The organism is Pseudomonas sp. B22(2017) (genome assembly GCF_002113105.1).
GTDB classification, from domain to species: Bacteria; Pseudomonadota; Gammaproteobacteria; order Pseudomonadales; family Pseudomonadaceae; genus Aquipseudomonas; species Aquipseudomonas asiatica.
In genome coordinates, this window is sequence record NZ_NEJN01000001.1 from 426,311 (window position 1) to 445,159 (window position 18,849).

The window sequence follows — 18,849 nt, forward strand, 5'->3', positions numbered from 1 at the left end:
CCTGACAAGCCATGAACATAAAATATGGGTGCTTCAAGACTAACTATGGACTGTGGTCCCCACATGTTGAAATTCATGCTTGGGATTGAGCTGAACGCCAAAGGCTAGGTTTTCTGGAGCGTCAGGCATGTCATGGCTCTGGAACAGCCAATGGAGATGGGCGATGCCAATGCTAAATTCGCAAATCGGGCTTATGCCAACTGCTAAGTTCCGCTGAAGGGGCAGGTTTTTCCAGTACTTGGTGATGACATCTGGTTAATGCCCAGGGCTTTCTCACACCGCTTAGCTACCGTGCGGGTTTGCTAGGCGGTTTTTTTTGGTCGGTTGTATGAAGATTGGGCAAAAGGGCAGTGCTCGCGTAGTTATGCTCTCCGCTCACTCGTCCCCGGGCTGGTTGAGTGATGCTCGGATGGATTCTGCGAGCGACAGGAGGATTGGAGCATACCGATCGATGACTCCTTCGGGAGCTTCGACCGTTGAAAGGCTGATGTTCAGAGCGTGTGTCTTGTAGACCGGGTGGTTCAGTGGGGTAGCGATAGCGATGACTTCAGGCTGCCATGAAGCAACGCAATAGCCGTTGTTTTCTACATCGGTAATCGCGGCCTCGATATCTGATATGAGCTGTTCAGCTCTGGCTTCGCATCGTCTTGATCTGAACAGCTCGATCAGGGGCCGTCGTTGCGCGTCGTTCAGGATCGAGAGATAGGCTCTACCCAAAGATGTCATTTCCATGGGCAGCCGCTGGCCGGTCAGTACGTTTCGCGGAGATTTGCGTTTACTAAAACGTATCGACTCGAGGTAGATCATCTCGTCGCCGTCCGCTGCGGCTAGGCCAACATTCACTTGATGGTCTCGCGCCACCTGGGCCATCAGAGGCGTAGCGACTTGAAGCAGAAAGCTGCCGTGGTACATGGAGTGAGCCATGCCAAGTACCGAAGGCGCTAGCCTGTAGCCCCTGGAAATACTGTCGAAATCCAGGAAACCAGACCGTACGAGGGTCTGTGTAAGCCTGCTGACAGTGGACTTTGATAGTCCGGTGATCTCGCTCAGGTCCCCATTGGTCAGATGTTCGCTGCCAGGTCTGAAGGCGCGAAGAATATCTAGCCCGCGCTCCAGCGAGCGATTGAGCGGTGCCTTGCCTTGCCCGGGAATGTGAGGGGAGGTAAGGCCGCTCTCGCCATGTTCCAATAGGTGGAACGGTCGCGTTGTCATGAAAATCACTCTCCCTCAGATTGGAATCAAGCTTGGCTCATTGCTGGGCGGTCAATCAACCGAATAATAAGAGAGGCACCGCATGACGACTTCCACGGAATTGTCAACTCCGATCGACCTTACCGTCACTGACGGTATTGCAACCCTGACGCTCAACCGTCCAGAGGCACGTAACGCCATAAGCGATGAAATGCGATCGCTGCTCATCGAGCACCTTGAGCATGTCGCGGCGGACAGCAGCATCAAAGCGCTGATCCTGACCGGCGCTGGCAAAGGGTTCTGCGCCGGCGGCGACATCAAGGGCATGCAAGCCCGAATGAGTGCACCGGCCGGTTCGGTAGCTTTCAACGGCTGGAAGCGTCAGCAGCGCGTCCACCACGCAGTGTCTCTGCTCCATAACCTGCCTAAACCCACCATCGCTGCAGTCAATGGCGCGGCAACCGGACTGGGCTGCGACATGGCGCTGAGCTGTGACTTCATCATCGCCTCCGAGCAAGCTTCGTTCGCTATGAGTTACATCGCGCGGGGCCTGATCCCTGATGGCGGTGGTTTGTACTTCCTTCCACGCCGTGTAGGGCTGAGCAAAGCAAAAGAGTTGATCTTCAGCGGCCGCGCCGTTTCGCCACTCGAAGCACAGCAGATCGGGATGATCGATCGCGTGGCACCGCATGAGAACCTTCTCCCTGCAGCTCAGCATTGGGCTCAGCAGATCTCTGCTGGCTCGGCTACTGCTCTGGCGCTGAGCAAGTCGATCCTGAACAACACCTTTGAGCTGACTCAGAGCCAGATCTTCTCCATGGGCAGCCAAGCCCAGGGCATCTGCTACACCTCCAGCGAGCATCAGGAGTCGGTTGCCGCCTTCCTTGCTCGCAAGGCAGAGCGGAGCTAAATCATGGACCAAATTGCACGCCTTCTCAGCCCTGCCAGCGTTGCCGTCATCGGCGCATCGGGTGATGCTCGAAAAACCTCCGGCCGTCCCATCGCATTTCTTCGCAAGCACGGCTTCGAGGGCCGGCTGTACCCGGTGAACCCGCGGTACGAGGAAATTGATGGATTGCGCTGTTACCCCTCCGTGGATGCTTTGCCGGAAGTACCGGATGTCGCGATCATTCTGCTTGGTCCAGAGCGGGCCAACCAGGCTGTTGCCGATCTCGCTGCGCGCGGCTGCCCAGCAGCGATCGTACTGGCAGGTGGTTATGGTGAGACCGGCACAACCGGGGCTCAACGGCAAGAAGAGCTCAAGGCGGCACGAGGCTCGATGAGAATCCTTGGTCCTAATACTATCGGGCTGGTTAACCTCACGGAGCGCGTGACCCTCTCTGCAAGTGGTGCATTGGACATGGACCAGCTGCTCCCCGGCCGCGTCGCAGTGGTTTCTCAGAGCGGAGGTATCCTGGGCGCGCTTCTTTCTCGCGGTGTCGCTGCTGGAATTGGCTTCTCGAAGCTCATTTCTACCAGTAACGAAGTGGATCTCGACGTTGCAGACTTCGTCGACTACCTCGCTGATGACCCAACCACATCGGTCATTGCGCTGTACATCGAAGGACTGCGCGACAGCGAAAAATTCACTCGAGCAGCTCGCAAGGCCCGCAGTGCTGGTAAGCCAGTTGTGGTTTACAAGGTAGGACGGTCCGAGGCAGGTGCTCATGCGGCCAATTCGCACACGGGCGCGCTGGCTGGCTCTGACGACCTGTACTCCGCTTACTTCAAGCAGCTTGGCGTGATCCGCGCCGAAACCTTCGCGGATTTGCTCGATATCCCCTTCGCGTTGGCAAGCGGAAGATCAATGAATGGCCGTCGAGTGGCGATCCTGACCTCGACCGGTGGAGCTGGCACACTGATCGCTGACAACCTGGGCATGAGCGGTTTCGAAACACCTGCGCCTGGGCCGGAAACTGCCGAGAAGCTGCGTAACTTGGACATCGGTGACCAAGCGGTGCTCGACCGTAATCCCATCGATTTGACCCTGGCAGGCTTGCAGCCAGAGTTGATGCGCAGCGCCATCGGCATTCTGCTCGACAGCGATGACTATGATGCTGTGGTCACCGTAGTTGGCTCATCGGGTGTCGCTCAACCTCATTTGATGGCGGACGCTATCCGCGACAGCCTAGCTAGTTCGGATAAGCCGGTCTTGGCCTACATCAGTCCCCACGCCCCCGCAGCAGCTCAGCGTATCAACGGCTCGGGTGGTGTTGCGTTCAACGCCCCTGAGAGCTGCGCCAGCGCGCTCAAGGCTTTGGTCATGAGCGGTCAGGGGAGCTCGGCAAGTGCGGCCGATATAGCCCCGTCAGCAGCTAGGGTGGAAGAACTGCCAAGTGGTCCGCTTGATGAAGAGCGTAGCAAGCGCTTGTACGCGGGCTTTGGCATCACGGTCACTCGCGAACTGGTGGTGAAAAGCGGGCAGGAGGCAGCGCAGGCTGCGAGCGAACTTGGCGGGCATGTAGCCTTGAAAGTGCTCTCGGAACTGATCCCGCACAAAAGTGAAGTGGGTGGAGTAGCGTTGCATCTTTCTTCGGACACCATCGGGGATCGTTTGGAGCGCATGCGCGATGAAGTCGGCGGGCATGTCGGCTTCACCCCGGAGTCGTTCCTGGTCCAGGAGATGGTCACTGGTGGGCAGGAACTGATCCTCGGCTTCCATCGGGACCCTCAGCTCGGCCCAGCGCTGCTGCTCGGAATGGGAGGCGTCACTGCGGAGCTTTTCCAGGATACGACCTTGCGTCTTCTGCCTGTGAGTGAAGAGCAAGCCCGGGAAATGCTGTGTGAACTGAAAACCTACCCGCTATTGGATGGCTTCCGCGGCATGCCAAAGGCAGATGTCGACGCCGCAGCAAAATGCATCGTGGCGTTTTCGCAAATGGCCATGCAGCTCGGCGACCGATTGGTCGAGGCGGAAATCAACCCGCTCCTTGTTCGTCCTGCGGGTAGCGGGGTCATCGCTCTAGATGGCTTGACGATCATCGCGTGAAAAGAACGGCTGTTCCATTCTGTGGAACAGCCTCTTTGACCTCGTATCTCACGATTGCATAATCAAAGAACGCTTCATTTCTGACTCATAAAAATAAGTAGGTCGCTATGAACAGTCTCTATTCCGCCGCTTCACGGCGCAGCGCTCTTTCGACCACTTCAGTTGTGACAGCCAAGATTTTTGAGCTGAACGCCACCTTCGTGCCGGGAGTATCGTCATGACCGCCGTGTTGAAAAGTGCCACTTCACCCGAGCCTATCGGCGCAAAAGCCGTCTCACCGACGGTCATTTCGTTCAGAGAGGTTTCGAAGTCATTCACCGTGAAGGGGGTTGCCAAGCAAGCCTCCCACAGCATCAATGTCGACATCCAACAGGGACAGGTGGTGACCATCATCGGTCCTTCGGGTTGCGGCAAGTCCACTCTTTTGAACATGGTCGCTGGGCTGTTCTCGCCTACAACAGGTGAAGTGCTCTACCGGGGCCAGGCTGTTCAAGGTATCAACGGCCGTACCGGTTACATGACCCAAAGCGACCATTTGCTGCCATGGCGTGATGTGACTGGCAATATCGCCATTCCGCTTGAAATCCAAGGTGTCCCGAAGGCCAAGCGACAGGAGCGGATTCGCGAGCTTTTGTCCCTTGTGGGTCTTGAGGGGCATGAAAAAGCGTATCCCAGCCAGCTTTCCGGGGGCATGCGCAAACGCGCTGCGCTGGCTCGATTGCTGGCTTACGATCCAGAAACCTTGCTGATGGACGAACCATTCGCTGCCCTCGATGCACAACTGCGCATGCGTATGCAGACCGAGCTGTTCAAGCTTAGCCGTCAGCTCAACAAGACCGTGCTGTTCGTCACGCACGACCTGGATGAGGCCGTGGCATTGGGCGATCGCTGCCTGATCTTCTCTGGACGTCCGGGCACTATCGTTCGCGACGTGAGTATCCCTCTAGGTGATGACCGCAACATTCTCCAGCTACGCAAGGACCCGCGTTACCACGAGTTGTGCGGCGATCTTTGGGAGTTCATCACTCCCTCTCATGACGCCTAAGGTCCTTCTTCCGGAGAATTACGAACATGAAAATCTTCCTCGGCCGTGTCGCCATTTTTGCTGTGCTCTTTCTGTCCTGGCAATTCGCTTCAGGCCCGCTGATCGACCCGTTTTTCGTGAGTTCGCCATTGGAAATCGGGAGCCGCTTCATTGACCTGGTTGCCAGTGGCCGTCTGTTCTCGCATGGTTGGATCACTGTGGTTGAAACCCTCGTAGGCTTCTTCTTCGGCGCTTGTGCAGGTATATCGGTGGGCCTGATCCTCGGTCGCAATGAGCTTCTGGCTAAATTGCTCGACCCGATTCTTGTCTCGATTTACAGCCTGCCGAAAGTCGCTTTGGCTCCACTCTTCATCATGTGGTTCGGTATCGGCATCGAGATGAAAATCATCCTTACCGCCACGATCGTCTTCTTCCTGGTGTTCCTCAACACCTACAGCGGTGTTCGCGCTGTGGAGCGCGAGCAGTTGGAAATTCTGCGGTTGATGGGTGCCAAAGAGCATCACCTGATTACCAAAGTCGTCCTGCCTTCGGCAATTCAGTGGGTATTTACCGGCCTCAAGATGTCGGTCCCGTACGCGCTGATCGGCGCCATCGTTGGCGAGATCATGGCCGCCAACCGAGGCTTGGGCTATCTGCTGCAGGACGCTGCCGGGCAGCTGGATACGGCAGGCGTGTTCGCAGCGCTCATTGCAATCATCTCGCTTGCGCTGATCCTCCAAGCCGCTGTGCGCAAACTGGAAGCGTCATTGATGCCTTGGAAAAAAGATCAGGAAGAACGTGAACTGTCCGTCTGATTGCAACCAACACAACAACAAGAAGAGGTCTTTGCCATGTCTATCAAGCGTCTGTTCTCTGCGCTGGGGTTGAGCGTTGCCATGAGTGCAACCAGCTTTTACGCGCAGGCTGCCGAAACGGTTAAAGTTGCTCTGGGTACGGAGGGGTTTGTTCACATGCCCTTGTTCGTAGCCTTGGACGGCGGCATGTTCAAAAAGCATGGACTAGATGTCGAGCTGGTGAAATTCAAAGGTGGCGGCGCGGCGGCCTCAGGGCTTGCCAGTCGCTCGGTCGAGTTCTGCTCGTGTGCTATCCAGAATGCGATCAACGCGAAGGTGAAGGGGGCGGACATCACCCTGCTTGGTCGTTTGGTCGGCCAATACGCAAGCAACATAGTTATCCATCAAGACCTCGCTGATCGCCTGGGCCTCACAGCAGACTCGACGGTTGAGCAACGTTTGGCTGCGTTCAAGGGGCTGCGCTTGGCAGTCAGCGGCGCCGGCGGAAGCGCAGACTTCCTCGTGCGCTTCCTAGGTAAAGAAGCGAAGTTGAATGCAGAAAAAGACTTCACACTTCTGTACCTCAACAACGGTGCGGCGATGCTTGCAGCATTTGCCCAAAACAAGATCGACGGCTTCGCGCTTTCGTCGCCGGCGTCCGATAGCGCCGTAATCGACCACAAGGGCTACACCTTGCTCGACATGTCCGAAGGAATGGTACCTGAGCTTGATGGCTACCCGTCGATTGCACTCAGTGCTCGTCGTCAGTGGGCGACCGAGAACCAGGACACAGTCAAAGCCTTCCTGGCTGCCTTGAGCGATGCCACGAAACTCATCAACGAGCAGCCTCAGGAAGCTATGAAGTCAGTTCGCAGCCGCTTCGAGGGCGTGAACGACAAGGTTTATGCAGCCGCGTGGGAGAACAATCGCAAGTCGTTCCCGCAGACGCCTTACCTCACCGATGAGGAAGTCAATCGTGCGATCAAGTTCCTGGGTGATATTCAGAACGAGAAAATCCCTGGTAAAGCCGAAGATTACCTGACCCAGGTGCGCTGAAGCGCCTTGCAAACTCCTGCCTGATCACCGCGGTGGCGACGGACTACCGCCGCGCACGATCAACTTCTTGGTAAGCAGTAATGATGAAAAAAAATATGCCGCTCTGCGCGGCAGGGGTTGGCTTTGCCGTGTATCTGCCGCTTGCTGGTGCGCAAGGCTTCTTTGAAGACAGCAAAGCTTCCCTGGAGCTGCGCAACTTCTACATGAGCCGAGATTTTCGCGAAGGTAGTGCGCAATCCAAGCGACAGGAATGGGCCCAGGGCTTCATTCTACGCTATGAGTCGGGCTACACGCCTGGCGTTATAGGTTTTGGCTTCGATGCAATCGGCATGCTTGGGGTCAAGCTGGACTCAGGGCCGGGTCGTTCGGGTACTGGGTTGCTGCCAGTGCAAGATGATGGTGATGTGCCGGACAACTACTCCAAAGCCGGTGGGACACTCAAAGTCAAGGTGTCCGAGAGCGAGCTCCGTGTCGGCACGTTGATACCAAAATGGCCAACCCTGGTCTCTAACAACGGACGTTTGTTGCCCCAGACATTCGACGGTGCCCAGATTCAGATCAACGAATGGAAAGCCTTGGAGTTTACCGGGGCGAAGATCCAGGGAACTGTATATCGCGATCAATCCGGTTCCACAGGGCTGGCACTGAACAATAAGAACCGTCGGTTTAGCGGTCCTCTTGATGGCGGTGATTTTAACCTGATGGGGGTGGCGTACCACCTTGCTGATAGTACGGATTTGTTGGCTCAGTACGCGGTTCTCGAAGACGTCTATACCCAGCGATTTTACGGTTTGACTGATCGTAGAAAGAGCACCTGGGGCTCATTCACGAGTGATGTCCGCTTGTTCGACAGCGACGATCAGGGGCAAGCCCGCGGCGGTCCTATCGACAACCGCGCACTCAGTGTCATGGGTACTTACAAACTGGGTGGCCACGCTTTTGGTCTCGGCTACCAGAAAATGTCCGGGGACTCGGCATTCCCCTACGTGGATGGCACTGACCCCTACCTGGTCAACTTCGTGCAGGTGGGCGATTTCGCCGAGAAGGACGAGCGCTCCTGGCAGGCTCGCTACGACTTCGATCTTGCGAGCGTGGGTGTCCCAGGGTTGACCTTCATGACTCGATATCTGAAAGGCAACCAAGCTGATGTGCGCGGAGTGGATTCCGGCTCGGACGGCGAGCGCGAGCTCGATGTCGAGTTGCAGTACGTGTTGCAGAGCGGGTCCCTGAAGGGGCTGAGCATGCGTCTGCGCAGTGCCACCTACCGCGCGGACTTCGCTCGGGATGCCGATGATGTGCGGGTGATTGTCAGCTACCCGTTGTCGCTTCTGTAATCAATATCCTCACCAGGAGAGAAACGATGCACTCCCTCGTAGCGCTTCAACGCGAAGGTGATGTCGGTCTGATCATCATCAACAATCCGCCAGTAAATGCCCTCTCGCGTGAGGTCCGCGAAAAGGTACTTGCGAGACTCGAGCAGGCGGCGGGTGACGCCGATATTCGGGCAGTAGTGATCGTGTGTGAGGGGCGTACCTTCATCGCCGGTGCTGATATAAAAGAGTTCGATCTGCCTTTGCAGGCTCCGCACCTGCCTGATGTATTGGCGGCAATCGAAAACTCGCCGAAGCCTGTTATCGCTGCGATGCATGGTTCGGTCCTAGGTGGCGGCCTTGAGCTTGCGCTTGCCTGCCATTACCGCATCGCAGGTCCAGGCACTCAGTTCGGGCTACCCGAAGTGGGTTTGGGCTTGATCCCCGGCGCCGGCGGAACGCAACGCCTGCCGCGTTTGTGCGGGATGCTCCCGGCGCTCGATATGGTATTGGGCGGAGAGCAGGTTGGTGTAGAGCAAGCGTTGGAGATTGGTTTACTGGATCGCTTGAGTCGCTCATCCGTATTCGAGTCTGCTTTGGAGTTCGCCCAGGAGATTATTGGGCAGCCGATACCGCGCTGCTGCAATCGGACCGTATCTGCATTTGATCCAGCAGTTTTCCAGCGACGGGCTCAGGCGATTCTTCATAAGCTTGTGGGGCAGGAGGCTCCACCTCTCGCGCTCCAAGCACTGCAGGCAGCTTGGCAGGTTCCCTTTAACGAGGGCATGGCGCTGGAGCGAGATCTTTTTATTTCTCGGCGTGAAAGTGTTCAGGCACGCGCCTTACGGCATGTCTTCTTTGCCGAGCGTGATCTTGCCTCTCGCCGCCGCACATTAGCTAAACAAGCCCCAGTTCGTGCCGTTGATTCGGTCGCGGTGATCGGAGCGGGCACGATGGGGAGCGGTATCGCGTTGTGCTTGGCTAACGCGGGTATCGCGACCGTGCTGATCGATACTCAGCCTGCGGCGCTTGATCGCGGACGAGCGGCTGTCGAGCGCTACTATGTCAGCGCGCTTGAGAAAGGCCGCCTCTCCGCAGAAAAGGCGGCTGAGCATGCTGGGCATATTCGGTACGAAGGTAGTCTTGAGGCGATCGCAGGTGCAGATTTGATCATCGAGGCAGTGTTTGAAGACTTGGCCGTCAAGCAAGACGTCTTCCGAACGCTGGATCGTTTTGCCAAGCCCGGGGCGATCCTGGCAACCAATACCTCTTACCTCGATGTCGATGCGATTGCCAGTGTTACCGATCGCCCAGGAGACGTCATCGGTATGCATTTTTTCAGCCCCGCTCACGTCATGAAGCTGCTCGAGGTTGTGAAAACCGCTCACCTGCACCCCGATGTGCTGGCAACCGTGCTCCAACTGGGTGGGCGCTTGGGCAAGACCGCGGTTGCGGTAGGGCACTGCTATGGGTTTGTAGGGAATCGGTTGTTGGCCGTCCGCGAGCGCGAAGCGACATTCTTGCTTGAGGAAGGCGCGTCACCAGAGGATGTCGACCGAGTGCTACGTGGCTTCGGCTTCCCGATCGGCCCCTTTGAACTGCGTGATCTGGCTGGCGTTGATATCGCGTGGTTCAACAGGAAAGGCCGGGGGGAACACCTCGGTCAGGCTGAGCGTCGATGCAACCTGATTGAGCAGCTACACGAGGCCGGCCGTCTCGGCCAGAAGTCTGGGGCGGGGTACTACCGGTATGAAGAGGGCCAGCGCAAGGGTTCTCCTGATCCATTCGTTGCGAAGATGCTTGTTGAACACAGGCACGCAAGAGGCCTGGAGCCGCGGGTAATCTCGGACGATGAGATCTTGCAGCGGTGTTTATTCGTAATGATCAATGAAGCCGCTCACATGTTGGAGCAAGGCATTGTCGACAGCCCTAATGACATTGATCTCATCTGGATCCACGGATATGGCTTCCCACGTTACCGCGGTGGGCTTCTCTACTATGCAGATCAGATCGGGCTGACTCAGATCGGCGAAGCCCTGGAGCAGTGGGCTCTCAAGCATCCTGACCGGCAATTGAATGTCTGCGCTTTGCTTCAATCCAGAGCAAAGGAGCGTGTTTCACTTAGCCAAAGTTAATGCTGCGGATTTACTTTGGGTCGGCCGATGACCACGACTTCGGCTGACCCTTTTTTTCTGCGGCATCTGAGGGCGCGTTTCGCAAAACCTGGCGCGCCATCACCACGCTGACCAATACTACGGAAAACAGTCTCAGCGTTTGGCTGGCGAGCACGAAGCCGGTGTCTGCGTGCGTCTCGACAGCTAGGATCGCCATGGCGTCCAGGCCGCCTGGGCTTGTGGCTAAGTACATCGAAAGAAAATCAATACCCATCAGCTTTGCAAGGAACCAGGCAGAGCCGGCACACAGTAAAATCAGGGCAGAAGAGCTCAAAACCATTGCAGGCATTTGCCGCCAGACGTACGCGACGGTTCGTCGGTCAAATCTGAGTCCGATGTAGCATCCGATCAAACCGTAGCCCAGGCTGAAGATCCAACTGGGAAGATCAATCGTTATGGCGCCAGACAGCTGTAACGCGCCTCCAAGCAGTAGTGGCACCAGCAGTGCGCCTGCCGGCAGACGCGTACCTGCTGCAACACCGACCAAGATGACCCCGAGACTCAAAACTAGATCCAACAGGTTTCCGGTCTGGCCCATATTGGCGGCTCCTGAGGAAGGCGTTTGCGCACCTAGCACGTGGCTCACCAGTGCTCCTACAACTATCACGCAAACCACCCTGACGTACTGCATGGTCGCAACCACACGTGCATCAGCTCCATAATCTTCCGACATTGCCACCATCGCCGATGCTGCACCGGGTGCTGTTCCCCAAGCTGCAGTTGCTTTAGATAGGCCACTGAATCGGATAGCTCCCAGGCTTACCAGTGCGCTCATGGCCAGTGTCAGGGCTGTGATACCCAACATCTGATACCAGGATTGTGCGAGCGTCTGGATGACTGGCCAAGTCATCGAGTGAGCCACCAACACACCCACGCAACCTTGGCCGAAGCGAAACGCATGACGATGAACACGGATTGTCACGCCCAAAAGACCACAAGCAATGCCCGCGAGCATGGGCCCGAGGAACAGACCTGCAGGGATATGCAGGAAGTGAAAAAACTGCCCCGCAGCGCCGGCTGCGAGTACCACGCATAGCCACTGCAGCAGGGCGGGCTTCGAGAGTGAAGAGGGGGTTGGCACTGGAGAATCCTCGGATGCTGGGCCAGATGATTATCCGAGGGGCTAATGGGCGTGGTCCATTTGCTGTTTTTGATGAACCGATTACCGAGAGTTATGAATCATGGATCTTAGGGACCTCACTTACTTCGAGACCATTGCCCGAACGGGTCATCTCGGTAAAGCTGCAGAGTTGTTGCACAAAAGTCAGCCTGCGCTCAGCAAAAGCATTCAGCGTCTCGAAGAGGCTTTAGGCGCGCAGCTTTTCAGACGAGAAGGCAGGAGAATAAGGCTCACTGAGGTTGGCGAGCTCCTTCTCCAGCGCGGGCGGCAGTTACAACTGAGCATTGCGGAGACCGAGCGCGAAGTACGAGACTTTGCGAGCGGGCAAATCGGGACTATACGCCTGGGCTGTTCCGCGAGCATGGCCGAGCACCTCCTTCCGCAGTTGGCATCCTTCTTGTTGGAGCGCGCTCCCGAGCTGCGATTGAAGCTCTCGATCGGCCAAGATGACATTCTCAGGGAGTCCCTGAGCTCCGGCCGCCTGGATGCGATTATTTGCCCTTTGAATGCTGGTGATCCCCATCTGCTCACCTTCCCGATTCTTCAAGATGAAGCTGTCGTCGTGGCCAGCGCAGATCATCCCGTCTTCTCTTCTCTTATCAGCATCGCAGCGCTATGCCAATACCGCTGGGTTCTGCCTGGTGATGCAGTCGCCTCCAGACGCTGGATCGACGAGGCATTCAGGTCACATCAGTTGCCTGCTCCTACGGTGCAGATTGAAGCAAATGCCGTTTCATTGTTGCCGAGGCTGATAGCCAAGACGCAATTACTGAGCTTTCTGGCCCGGGAAACGTTAGTGTCTGGACGTTGGCAATCCACTCTAAGAGAGGTCCCTATTCAAGAGACGACGATGACTCGGACCGTCGCGGTTTCAGTGCGAGCGGAGGCCTATCTGGCACCGGCTGTGCGACTGATGGTCGAGTTGCTGAAGGCTGACGGAAAGCGATTTTTCACAGAGATCTGATTCCAGTCAGTGGAACTCGCTCATTGTCACTGCCGAAGTGCTCTCCGACACTGTGGGCGCGCGTCGATTGGCTGCGCTAACCACTCTTGTAAGGAGAGCTCTGATGAGTCGCGATGTCTTCATCTGTGATGCAGTACGCACCCCGATTGGCCGTCTGAATGGTGTCCTTTCTGCAGTGAGGGCGGATGACCTTGCTGCTATCCCACTCAAAGCGTTGATTGAGCGCAATCCAGGTATCGATTGGGCCGCCGTGGACGAAGTCTTCATGGGGTGCGCCAACCAGTCAGGTGAAGACAATCGCAACGTGGCACGCATGGCGCTTTTACTCGCTGGGCTCTCTCCTTCGGTACCTGGTGTGACGTTGAATCGGCTGTGCGCATCCGGTCTGGAAGCTATTGGTGCGGCTTTCAGGGCGATTGCTAATGGGGAAATGGAATTGGCCGTTGCCGCAGGTGTTGAGTCGATGACTCGTGCACCCTACGTCATGGGAAAAGCTGACGGCCCGTTTGGGCGTACGCAGAAACTTGAAGACACGACGCTCGGTTGGCGCTTCATCAATCCGGCAATGGAAAGCGCGTACGGTGTCGATAGTATGCCGATGACCGGTGACAAAGTTGCCCAGCAGTACGGCATTTCTCGTGAGGATCAGGACGCCATGGCTCTGCGTAGTCAAGCACGAGCTGCTAGCGCGATCGAGCGCGGGTTTTATGCTGAAGAGATTGTTCCCGTCATCATTCCCGGCAAAAAGGGCGAAACCGTTGTGGTGTGTGATGAGCACCCCCGTCCTGAAACCACTGCAGAAGCGCTGGCCAAACTCAAACCGGTAAATGGTCCTTATTGCACGGTAACTGCTGGCAACGCTTCAGGCCTGAATGACGGCGCCAGCGCGATGATCCTCGCTAGTGCTGATGCGGTAGACAAGTTCGGTCTAAAACCTCGTGCCCGGGTCCTTGGAATGGCCAGCGCCGGTGTTTTGCCTGAAGTAATGGGAATTGGTCCAGTCCCTGCTGTGCGAAAACTTCTGCAACGGCTGAACATGACAATTGATGCTTTCGACGTCATTGAGCTCAATGAAGCCTTCGCAGCGCAAGGATTGGCAGTGATGCGCGAGCTCGGTTTGCCAGATGACAGTGAGCGAGTGAACCCCAACGGTGGAGCTATAGCGCTGGGTCATCCTTTGGGGATGAGCGGAAATCGACTGGTCTTGACAGCGGTGCACCAGCTCGAGAAGACGGGGGGGCGCTTTGGTGTGGCCACGATGTGCGTGGGGGTGGGACAAGGCTTGGCGCTGGCCTTCGAACGTATCGACGCTGTCACCTAGAGAAAGATATTGCTGTACTGGTGGACCATAAACCGCCAGCCTGAATGGGCCAGCAGCGTCTCTGTCCTTTGAATCAACCGACGACCACGACACCAGGCAATTGGGCGATGACTTCACGAATCAAGGTAATGATCAAGCCAATGGCAGGATCACGCGCATTGTCGATTCGCCATCCCAGTTCTATTGAGTAGCGCGGAAGGTTGATTGGGCATGGGTGGCATTGGACGTTGCTGACGCTGGCCAAGGCTTTGGCGGCATGGGTCGGCAAGGTGGCCACGCAGTCGCTGTGCTGCAGAAGCGCGGGAAGCGCGGCGAAATGAGTGGTTGAAGCCTCCACTGTGCGATTCAGCGACTGCGCAGCTAGCACCTCATCAACCACGCCCACATAGCCGCCCGATGAAACCAGAATGTGGCGCTTTTCAAGGTAAGACCCGGGTGTCAGCGGGGTGGCGTCAGCACGGGCCGCAGTAAGGCAGGTGTAGTCACCCGTTGCAAGCGCCAGCCGCCCCAGCGTCTTCGAGGCCACGGCGCCCGATGTCAAGGCAAGATCAAATTGCCGGTTCATCAAAGCATCGCTTGCCAGCAAGCTGTGGGTTTGCTTGAACACTAGGCGGATACCAGGCGCCTGTTCCCGGATTTTGTCGATCAACAGCCTGCCAATTGCCAGTTCGAAGTCATCCGACATGCCCAGTGCAATGGCGCGCCCGTGAATCGCCGCATCGTCATGGAGTGCCAACATCAGCCCCTGACGACACTTGTCCAGCGCGGCGGCCACGATAGGGCGCAATTCCTCGCTTTTTGCGGTGGGTTTAAGGCCTCGTCCTGTCCGTTCGAACAAGTGGTCACCGAACACTGCCCGTAGTCTGGATAGAGCAGCGCTCACCGCTGATTGGGTAATGCCCAGGCGAATGGCGGCGCGGCCCGCGCCTCCTTCCTCATACAAGGCTTCGAAAACCTTGAAGAGGTTCAGGTCCACAGAGGCGATGTCCAGCTTTTTCATGATTGGTGGAATCTTTCCAGGCACACAGGTAGCAGTCCCCCAATGCTGTCACGATATGATTGTAATTGATATCAGATCGAGTCGGTGCAGTATTGCTCAATAACGGATCGGGGCCGAACATTGCCTGCACTTACATCATGCGAGATCTCATCATGTCCCGTATCACCGTTGCAGCGCTACAGGTTGGCTCCCATCCACTCGGAAAGGCCCAGACGCTGAAATCCATCATCGAGTATGAGGCCAAGATAAAGTCGAGCGGGGCGAAACTGGTCGTATTGCCCGAGGCGATCCTAGGTGGGTACCCAAAAGGGCAGATATTCGGCACTTTCCTGGTATATCGCTTGCCGGAGGGGCGTGAGACATTCCAAGCCTATTTCGAGAATGCTATTGATGTCCCCGGCGCGGAGACAGACGAGCTCGCTGCATTGTCCGAACGCACGGGAGCTCACCTGGTCGTCGGGGTGATCGAGCGTTCTGGTAACACGCTGTTCTGTTCCGCGCTGTTCTTCTCACCAGAGGGTGGACTCATCGCCAAGCACCGCAAGTTGATGCCAACGGGTACTGAGCGTCTCATCTGGGGGCAGGGTGACGGCTCGACATTACCTGTTGTCGATTCACCAGCCGGCAAGCTCGGCACGGCGATCTGCTGGGAAAACCACATGCCGTTGTTACGCACTGCGATGTACGCCAAAGGCGTGCAGGTATGGTGCGCGCCGACAGTCGATGAGCGTGACGTCTGGCTGGCCAGCATGCGGCATATCGCTCATGAGGGGCGGATGTTTTTGGTTAGTGCATGTCAGGTGCAGAAATCGCCACTCGAACTGGGTATCGAGGTACCAGCCTGGGATCCTGACCGTCCCCTGATTCAGGGCAACAGTGTCATCGTCGGGCCGCTGGGTGATGTACTCGCCGGTCCACTGCGTGGTGAAGAGGGATTACTGACGGCAGAAATCGATCTTGATGAGTTGGTGCGTGCTCGCTACGACTTCGATGTGGTTGGCCACTATTCGCGGCCCGATGTGTTTTCACTGAGCGTCGATGAGCGCGCCAGGCCGGGTGTCGACTTTTTCAAGTGAGGAGTTTTCGGAACCTGCGGCAGGCTTTGATTAGCTTTGCGAAGCGCAAATGCGCCGTGATGTCGTCGCTCAGGCAGGGGCAGTGAAACGTGGATGTGCAGACCAAGGGCAGGCGCCTCGCGGCGCCCGTCCTGGTTTCCATCAATGCGCGTACTGAGCTTTGGCAAACGTCGCAATAGCGTCGGCCATTGCCTTCGGTTGCTCAGGCGCCATCGCATGTCCGGCGTTTTTGAGCACCACCACCTGAACGCGATCGCCCAGCATGCTTTGCAGAACGCCTGAGAACCTGCGTGGGGCTACTGTGTCGGATTCACCCTGCAGGTCGAGGATTGGGGCCTTGCCAGCGGCGAAGTAGTCATCGACCGGTGTGGTATTGCGTGCATGGGACTGAGCTTCATGCGTTTCGTCGTGCCATCCGCCAAGCCAGACACGAGGGTCGTTGCCGGGGGCGAAGAATGCTTTGCGCAGGTAGACCAGACGTTGCTCTTCGGACAGAGACATGTCACCGGCCCCATCGATTGCCTGACGCATTTCGGCGTTGATGGGCTTCTCAGACGATCCGGGTGGAACCTTGCCGGCAGAAGCCGCTGCGAGCACCACGCCGCGCACCAGGTCGGGCCTGTCGGCCGCCAGTTGTCGAGCCGGGAAGTTACCCCAGGCGTGCCCAACCACTACTACCGGCCCTTGTTTCTCGTGCTCGACAACTGCAGCGATATCGCGGGCAAAGTCATGGACTGAGAGCTTTTCCATCGGGCCTTTGCTTTGGCCTATGCCGCGGGGTTCAGGGCGCACCACCCTGAACCCATCTTGCTGCAGGTAATTTGCCACTTGGTCATAGTCACGACCCGAGCGTCCCAGCGAGGGAAGCATCACGATGATCGGACCCTTACCTTGGGAGTTGACCTCGATCTGGACGTTGTCGTACCGCACCATTTCCTGTTGCACTGCATTCGTTGCGGCAGAGCTGCTAGCCATGGCGATGGAGGCAGCCAGCGTCAGGGACGCACCAATGATGAAGTGAGAAATCTTTTTCATTGTTTTTTTCCTTGGGCAGTAAGTGATGGGGCAGGTTCAAGGCCGCTTTCCTCAAGCAATTTGTTAGCTTCGGCACTGTTGAGGTATTCAAGGAATTCACGTGCAACCTTGGTGTTAGAAGTGGTACTGGCCACGGCCGCATAAAACCGGCTGACTTTCTGTACCTCATCGGGAAGCGGGCCTAGGTAATCCACGCCAGGGGTTACCTTCAGTTCGCTGATCTGCTGCATGCCGATGTCCGCGTCGCCGCGAGCAAGCGCAGTGCCCACCAGTTCCTTGCCTTGAATCTCGACTGTTTTGTGCTTGACCGAATCGGTGATGCCCAAGCGAGCAAACAGCTCTGTCCGGATGTAGACACCACTAGCGCCTTGGGAATATGCGATTTTGTCAGAGCTGAGTAGCGCGGCACGCAGAGCGGACACGGTGGACACATCCAGGTGAGGATGACCTTTTGGTACGCCTATGCCGATACGGGAGTCGGCGATTTCTCGGCGAGTGCTCATGTCGAAAGCACCTGTAGGTCCCAGTAGATCCAGGGTCTCGCTGGCCATGATGGCCAAGTCCATAGGCTCCTTGTGTTTGATTCGCTGGGGGATGGACTCAGGAGAGTCTCCCATCGAAGGTCCCCAACTAATGCTCAGTGTGTTGCCACTGGCTTTCTCGTACGCTGGCTGTAGTTGGGCCATGGCCCCCTTCAGCGCACCGCTCGCGATTATCTTGAGCTCGGATGCTTCAACGCCGGCAGAGAGGGTCAGAAGACCGGCGAGGCCAGTCGAGAGCAGTAGCGGAGCAGATCTTGTTTTTTTCATATAGCTACCTTAGGAAGGGCGCACTTCAGGCGCCGCGAGTGTTAACGAACAGCGAATACAATGAGGTTGTGGAGGCCATCAGCAGGCGATTGCGTCGCGGGCCGCCGAAGCAGAGGTTGGCGCATCGCTCAGGCAGATCAATGTGTCCAATAGGAGTACCGTCAGGTGCGAAGACGCGAACCCCATCCAGGCCAGGCTCGGGAGCGCCCCAGCCACACCACAGGTTTCCGTCCACGTCGACGCGTATGCCATCGGGCAGGCCATGGCCTGCATCGATGAGTTCCCTGCGCTCGCTGAGCTGGTTCTGGTCATCGACGCTGTATGCGACGATGCGGCGTGGGCGAGCTCTCGACTCGACCAAGTAGAGGATTTTCTCGTCGGGTGAGAATGCGAGTCCGTTAGGACCTTCGACATTTTCGGCAACGCAGTGAAGCTTTCCGTCCGGCGTTAGGCAGTAAACGTTAGCCGGCAGCGCTGCTTCGCCTTGACGGCCCATGTAGTCACTGACCAAGCCAAAGGGCGGATCGGTGAACCAGATACTGTCGTCCGACTTCACCACGATGTCGTTTGGAGAGTTGAGTGGCTTGCCTTCAAAGTGACTCGCCAGAACGGTGATGCTGCCGTCGTATTCCGTGCGTGTGACTTGTCGACCACCGTGTTCACACACCAGCAGGCGGCCTTGGCGATCACGCGTCATCCCATTGGCCTGATTGGCCGGTTGGCGAAACACGCCGAGGACACCGGTGGCTTCATCCCACCGCATGATGCGGTCGTTGGGCAGATCGGTGAGCAGCACATACCGGCCATCTGCGAACCAAGCCGGCCCCTCAGCCCACCGCATTCCCCCACCCAAGCGTTCCACTTTTGCGTGGGCGAGGCGGTAATGTGCAAAGCGTGGGTCAAGCTCCCGTACGGCCGGATCAGGCACACGGGTGCTTGGACGCCAATCTCTATCGTCCATTATTCGTTTCCGTCAGTGTGTTGAA

At 57.1% G+C, this 18,849-nt stretch carries 16 protein-coding genes; 10 read left to right on the top strand and 6 right to left on the bottom strand.

The window, feature by feature from the left end; translation table 11 throughout:
• Positions 1-375 precede the first annotated feature (375 nt).
• Entirely contained in the window at positions 376-1,212 is an 837-nt protein-coding gene (locus CAG18_RS02250; protein WP_015270297.1) for an IclR family transcriptional regulator, read from the bottom strand.
• A gap of 82 nt (positions 1,213-1,294) precedes the next feature.
• On the opposite strand from CAG18_RS02250, the gene CAG18_RS02255 reads away from it, so the two are divergent.
• The 7 genes from CAG18_RS02255 to CAG18_RS02285 all read left to right on the top strand — a co-directional run bounded on the left by CAG18_RS02255 (position 1,295) and on the right by CAG18_RS02285 (position 10,499).
• Complete coding sequence (locus tag CAG18_RS02255) at positions 1,295-2,101, top strand: enoyl-CoA hydratase/isomerase family protein (RefSeq protein WP_085720131.1); 807 nt, start codon at positions 1,295-1,297, stop codon at positions 2,099-2,101.
• Between the two features lie 3 nt (positions 2,102-2,104).
• Positions 2,105-4,180 (top strand): acetate--CoA ligase family protein, encoded by a 2,076-nt coding sequence (locus tag CAG18_RS02260; RefSeq protein WP_085720133.1) that lies wholly within the window; start codon positions 2,105-2,107, stop codon positions 4,178-4,180.
• Between the two features lie 217 nt (positions 4,181-4,397).
• Complete coding sequence (locus CAG18_RS02265; RefSeq protein ID WP_015270300.1) at positions 4,398-5,225, top strand: ABC transporter ATP-binding protein; 828 nt, start codon at positions 4,398-4,400, stop codon at positions 5,223-5,225.
• Between the two features lie 26 nt (positions 5,226-5,251).
• Positions 5,252-6,019 (top strand): ABC transporter permease, encoded by a 768-nt coding sequence (locus tag CAG18_RS02270; RefSeq protein ID WP_003258714.1) that lies wholly within the window; start codon positions 5,252-5,254, stop codon positions 6,017-6,019.
• A gap of 36 nt (positions 6,020-6,055) precedes the next feature.
• Entirely contained in the window at positions 6,056-7,054 is a 999-nt protein-coding gene (locus tag CAG18_RS02275; RefSeq protein ID WP_085720135.1) for an ABC transporter substrate-binding protein, read from the top strand.
• Between the two features lie 80 nt (positions 7,055-7,134).
• Complete coding sequence (locus CAG18_RS02280) at positions 7,135-8,388, top strand: OprD family porin (RefSeq protein ID WP_085720137.1); 1,254 nt, start codon at positions 7,135-7,137, stop codon at positions 8,386-8,388.
• Between the two features lie 26 nt (positions 8,389-8,414).
• Complete coding sequence (locus CAG18_RS02285; RefSeq protein WP_085720139.1) at positions 8,415-10,499, top strand: 3-hydroxyacyl-CoA dehydrogenase NAD-binding domain-containing protein; 2,085 nt, start codon at positions 8,415-8,417, stop codon at positions 10,497-10,499.
• Positions 10,500-10,509: 10 nt separating this feature from the next.
• On the opposite strand, the gene CAG18_RS02290 is transcribed toward CAG18_RS02285, so the two are convergent.
• Positions 10,510-11,619 (bottom strand): AbrB family transcriptional regulator, encoded by a 1,110-nt coding sequence (locus CAG18_RS02290; protein ID WP_085720142.1) that lies wholly within the window; start codon positions 11,617-11,619, stop codon positions 10,510-10,512.
• Between the two features lie 100 nt (positions 11,620-11,719).
• On the opposite strand from CAG18_RS02290, the gene CAG18_RS02295 reads away from it, so the two are divergent.
• Complete coding sequence (locus tag CAG18_RS02295) at positions 11,720-12,622, top strand: LysR family transcriptional regulator (RefSeq protein WP_015270305.1); 903 nt, start codon at positions 11,720-11,722, stop codon at positions 12,620-12,622.
• Positions 12,623-12,725: 103 nt separating this feature from the next.
• Positions 12,726-13,943 carry a 3-oxoadipyl-CoA thiolase gene (gene pcaF / locus CAG18_RS02300; RefSeq protein WP_085588712.1) on the top strand — a complete coding sequence of 406 codons (1,218 nt, stop codon included), beginning with the start codon at positions 12,726-12,728 and terminating at the stop codon, positions 13,941-13,943.
• Between the two features lie 73 nt (positions 13,944-14,016).
• Here pcaF and CAG18_RS02305 read toward each other — a convergent pair whose 3' ends face one another.
• A complete protein-coding gene (locus CAG18_RS02305; protein ID WP_085720144.1) occupies positions 14,017-14,943 on the bottom strand; it encodes a LysR substrate-binding domain-containing protein in 927 nt (308 codons plus the stop codon).
• Between the two features lie 152 nt (positions 14,944-15,095).
• On the opposite strand from CAG18_RS02305, the gene CAG18_RS02310 reads away from it, so the two are divergent.
• Positions 15,096-16,019 carry a carbon-nitrogen hydrolase family protein gene (locus tag CAG18_RS02310; RefSeq protein WP_085720421.1) on the top strand — a complete coding sequence of 308 codons (924 nt, stop codon included), beginning with the start codon at positions 15,096-15,098 and terminating at the stop codon, positions 16,017-16,019.
• Positions 16,020-16,160: 141 nt separating this feature from the next.
• Here CAG18_RS02310 and CAG18_RS02315 read toward each other — a convergent pair whose 3' ends face one another.
• The 3 genes from CAG18_RS02315 to CAG18_RS02325 are packed head-to-tail and all read right to left on the bottom strand — an operon-like array spanning position 16,161 to position 18,824.
• Positions 16,161-17,054, bottom strand: coding sequence for an alpha/beta fold hydrolase (locus CAG18_RS02315; RefSeq protein WP_085588716.1), 894 nt, complete (start codon positions 17,052-17,054; stop codon positions 16,161-16,163).
• Positions 17,051-17,863, bottom strand: coding sequence for a substrate-binding domain-containing protein (locus CAG18_RS02320; RefSeq protein WP_085720146.1), 813 nt, complete (start codon positions 17,861-17,863; stop codon positions 17,051-17,053). Before CAG18_RS02320 ends, CAG18_RS02315 begins: the two co-directional genes overlap by 4 nt.
• A 25-nt stretch (positions 17,864-17,888) precedes the next feature.
• The gene (locus CAG18_RS02325; RefSeq protein WP_043935618.1) at positions 17,889-18,824 is read right to left on the bottom strand and encodes an SMP-30/gluconolactonase/LRE family protein; all 936 of its coding nucleotides are present in this window, start codon (positions 18,822-18,824) and stop codon (positions 17,889-17,891) included.
• Positions 18,825-18,849: the final 25 nt, after the last annotated feature.

Bases quoted from the DNA above. Each gene is read 5' to 3' on its own strand.
- CAG18_RS02320 (WP_085720146.1), bottom strand. From the start codon at position 17,863: ATGAAAAAAACAAGATCTGCTCCGCTACTGCTCTCGACTGGCCTCGCC.
- CAG18_RS02275 (WP_085720135.1), top strand. From the start codon at position 6,056: ATGTCTATCAAGCGTCTGTTCTCTGCGCTGGGGTTGAGCGTTGCCATG.
- CAG18_RS02270 (WP_003258714.1), top strand. From the start codon at position 5,252: ATGAAAATCTTCCTCGGCCGTGTCGCCATTTTTGCTGTGCTCTTTCTG.
- CAG18_RS02305 (WP_085720144.1), bottom strand. From the start codon at position 14,943: ATGAAAAAGCTGGACATCGCCTCTGTGGACCTGAACCTCTTCAAGGTT.
- CAG18_RS02250 (WP_015270297.1), bottom strand. From the start codon at position 1,212: ATGACAACGCGACCGTTCCACCTATTGGAACATGGCGAGAGCGGCCTT.
- CAG18_RS02285 (WP_085720139.1), top strand. From the start codon at position 8,415: ATGCACTCCCTCGTAGCGCTTCAACGCGAAGGTGATGTCGGTCTGATC.
- CAG18_RS02295 (WP_015270305.1), top strand. From the start codon at position 11,720: ATGGATCTTAGGGACCTCACTTACTTCGAGACCATTGCCCGAACGGGT.
- CAG18_RS02310 (WP_085720421.1), top strand. From the start codon at position 15,096: ATGTCCCGTATCACCGTTGCAGCGCTACAGGTTGGCTCCCATCCACTC.
- CAG18_RS02325 (WP_043935618.1), bottom strand. From the start codon at position 18,824: ATGGACGATAGAGATTGGCGTCCAAGCACCCGTGTGCCTGATCCGGCC.
- CAG18_RS02280 (WP_085720137.1), top strand. From the start codon at position 7,135: ATGATGAAAAAAAATATGCCGCTCTGCGCGGCAGGGGTTGGCTTTGCC.
- pcaF (WP_085588712.1), top strand. From the start codon at position 12,726: ATGAGTCGCGATGTCTTCATCTGTGATGCAGTACGCACCCCGATTGGC.
- CAG18_RS02260 (WP_085720133.1), top strand. From the start codon at position 2,105: ATGGACCAAATTGCACGCCTTCTCAGCCCTGCCAGCGTTGCCGTCATC.
- CAG18_RS02255 (WP_085720131.1), top strand. From the start codon at position 1,295: ATGACGACTTCCACGGAATTGTCAACTCCGATCGACCTTACCGTCACT.
- CAG18_RS02315 (WP_085588716.1), bottom strand. From the start codon at position 17,054: ATGAAAAAGATTTCTCACTTCATCATTGGTGCGTCCCTGACGCTGGCT.
- CAG18_RS02265 (WP_015270300.1), top strand. From the start codon at position 4,398: ATGACCGCCGTGTTGAAAAGTGCCACTTCACCCGAGCCTATCGGCGCA.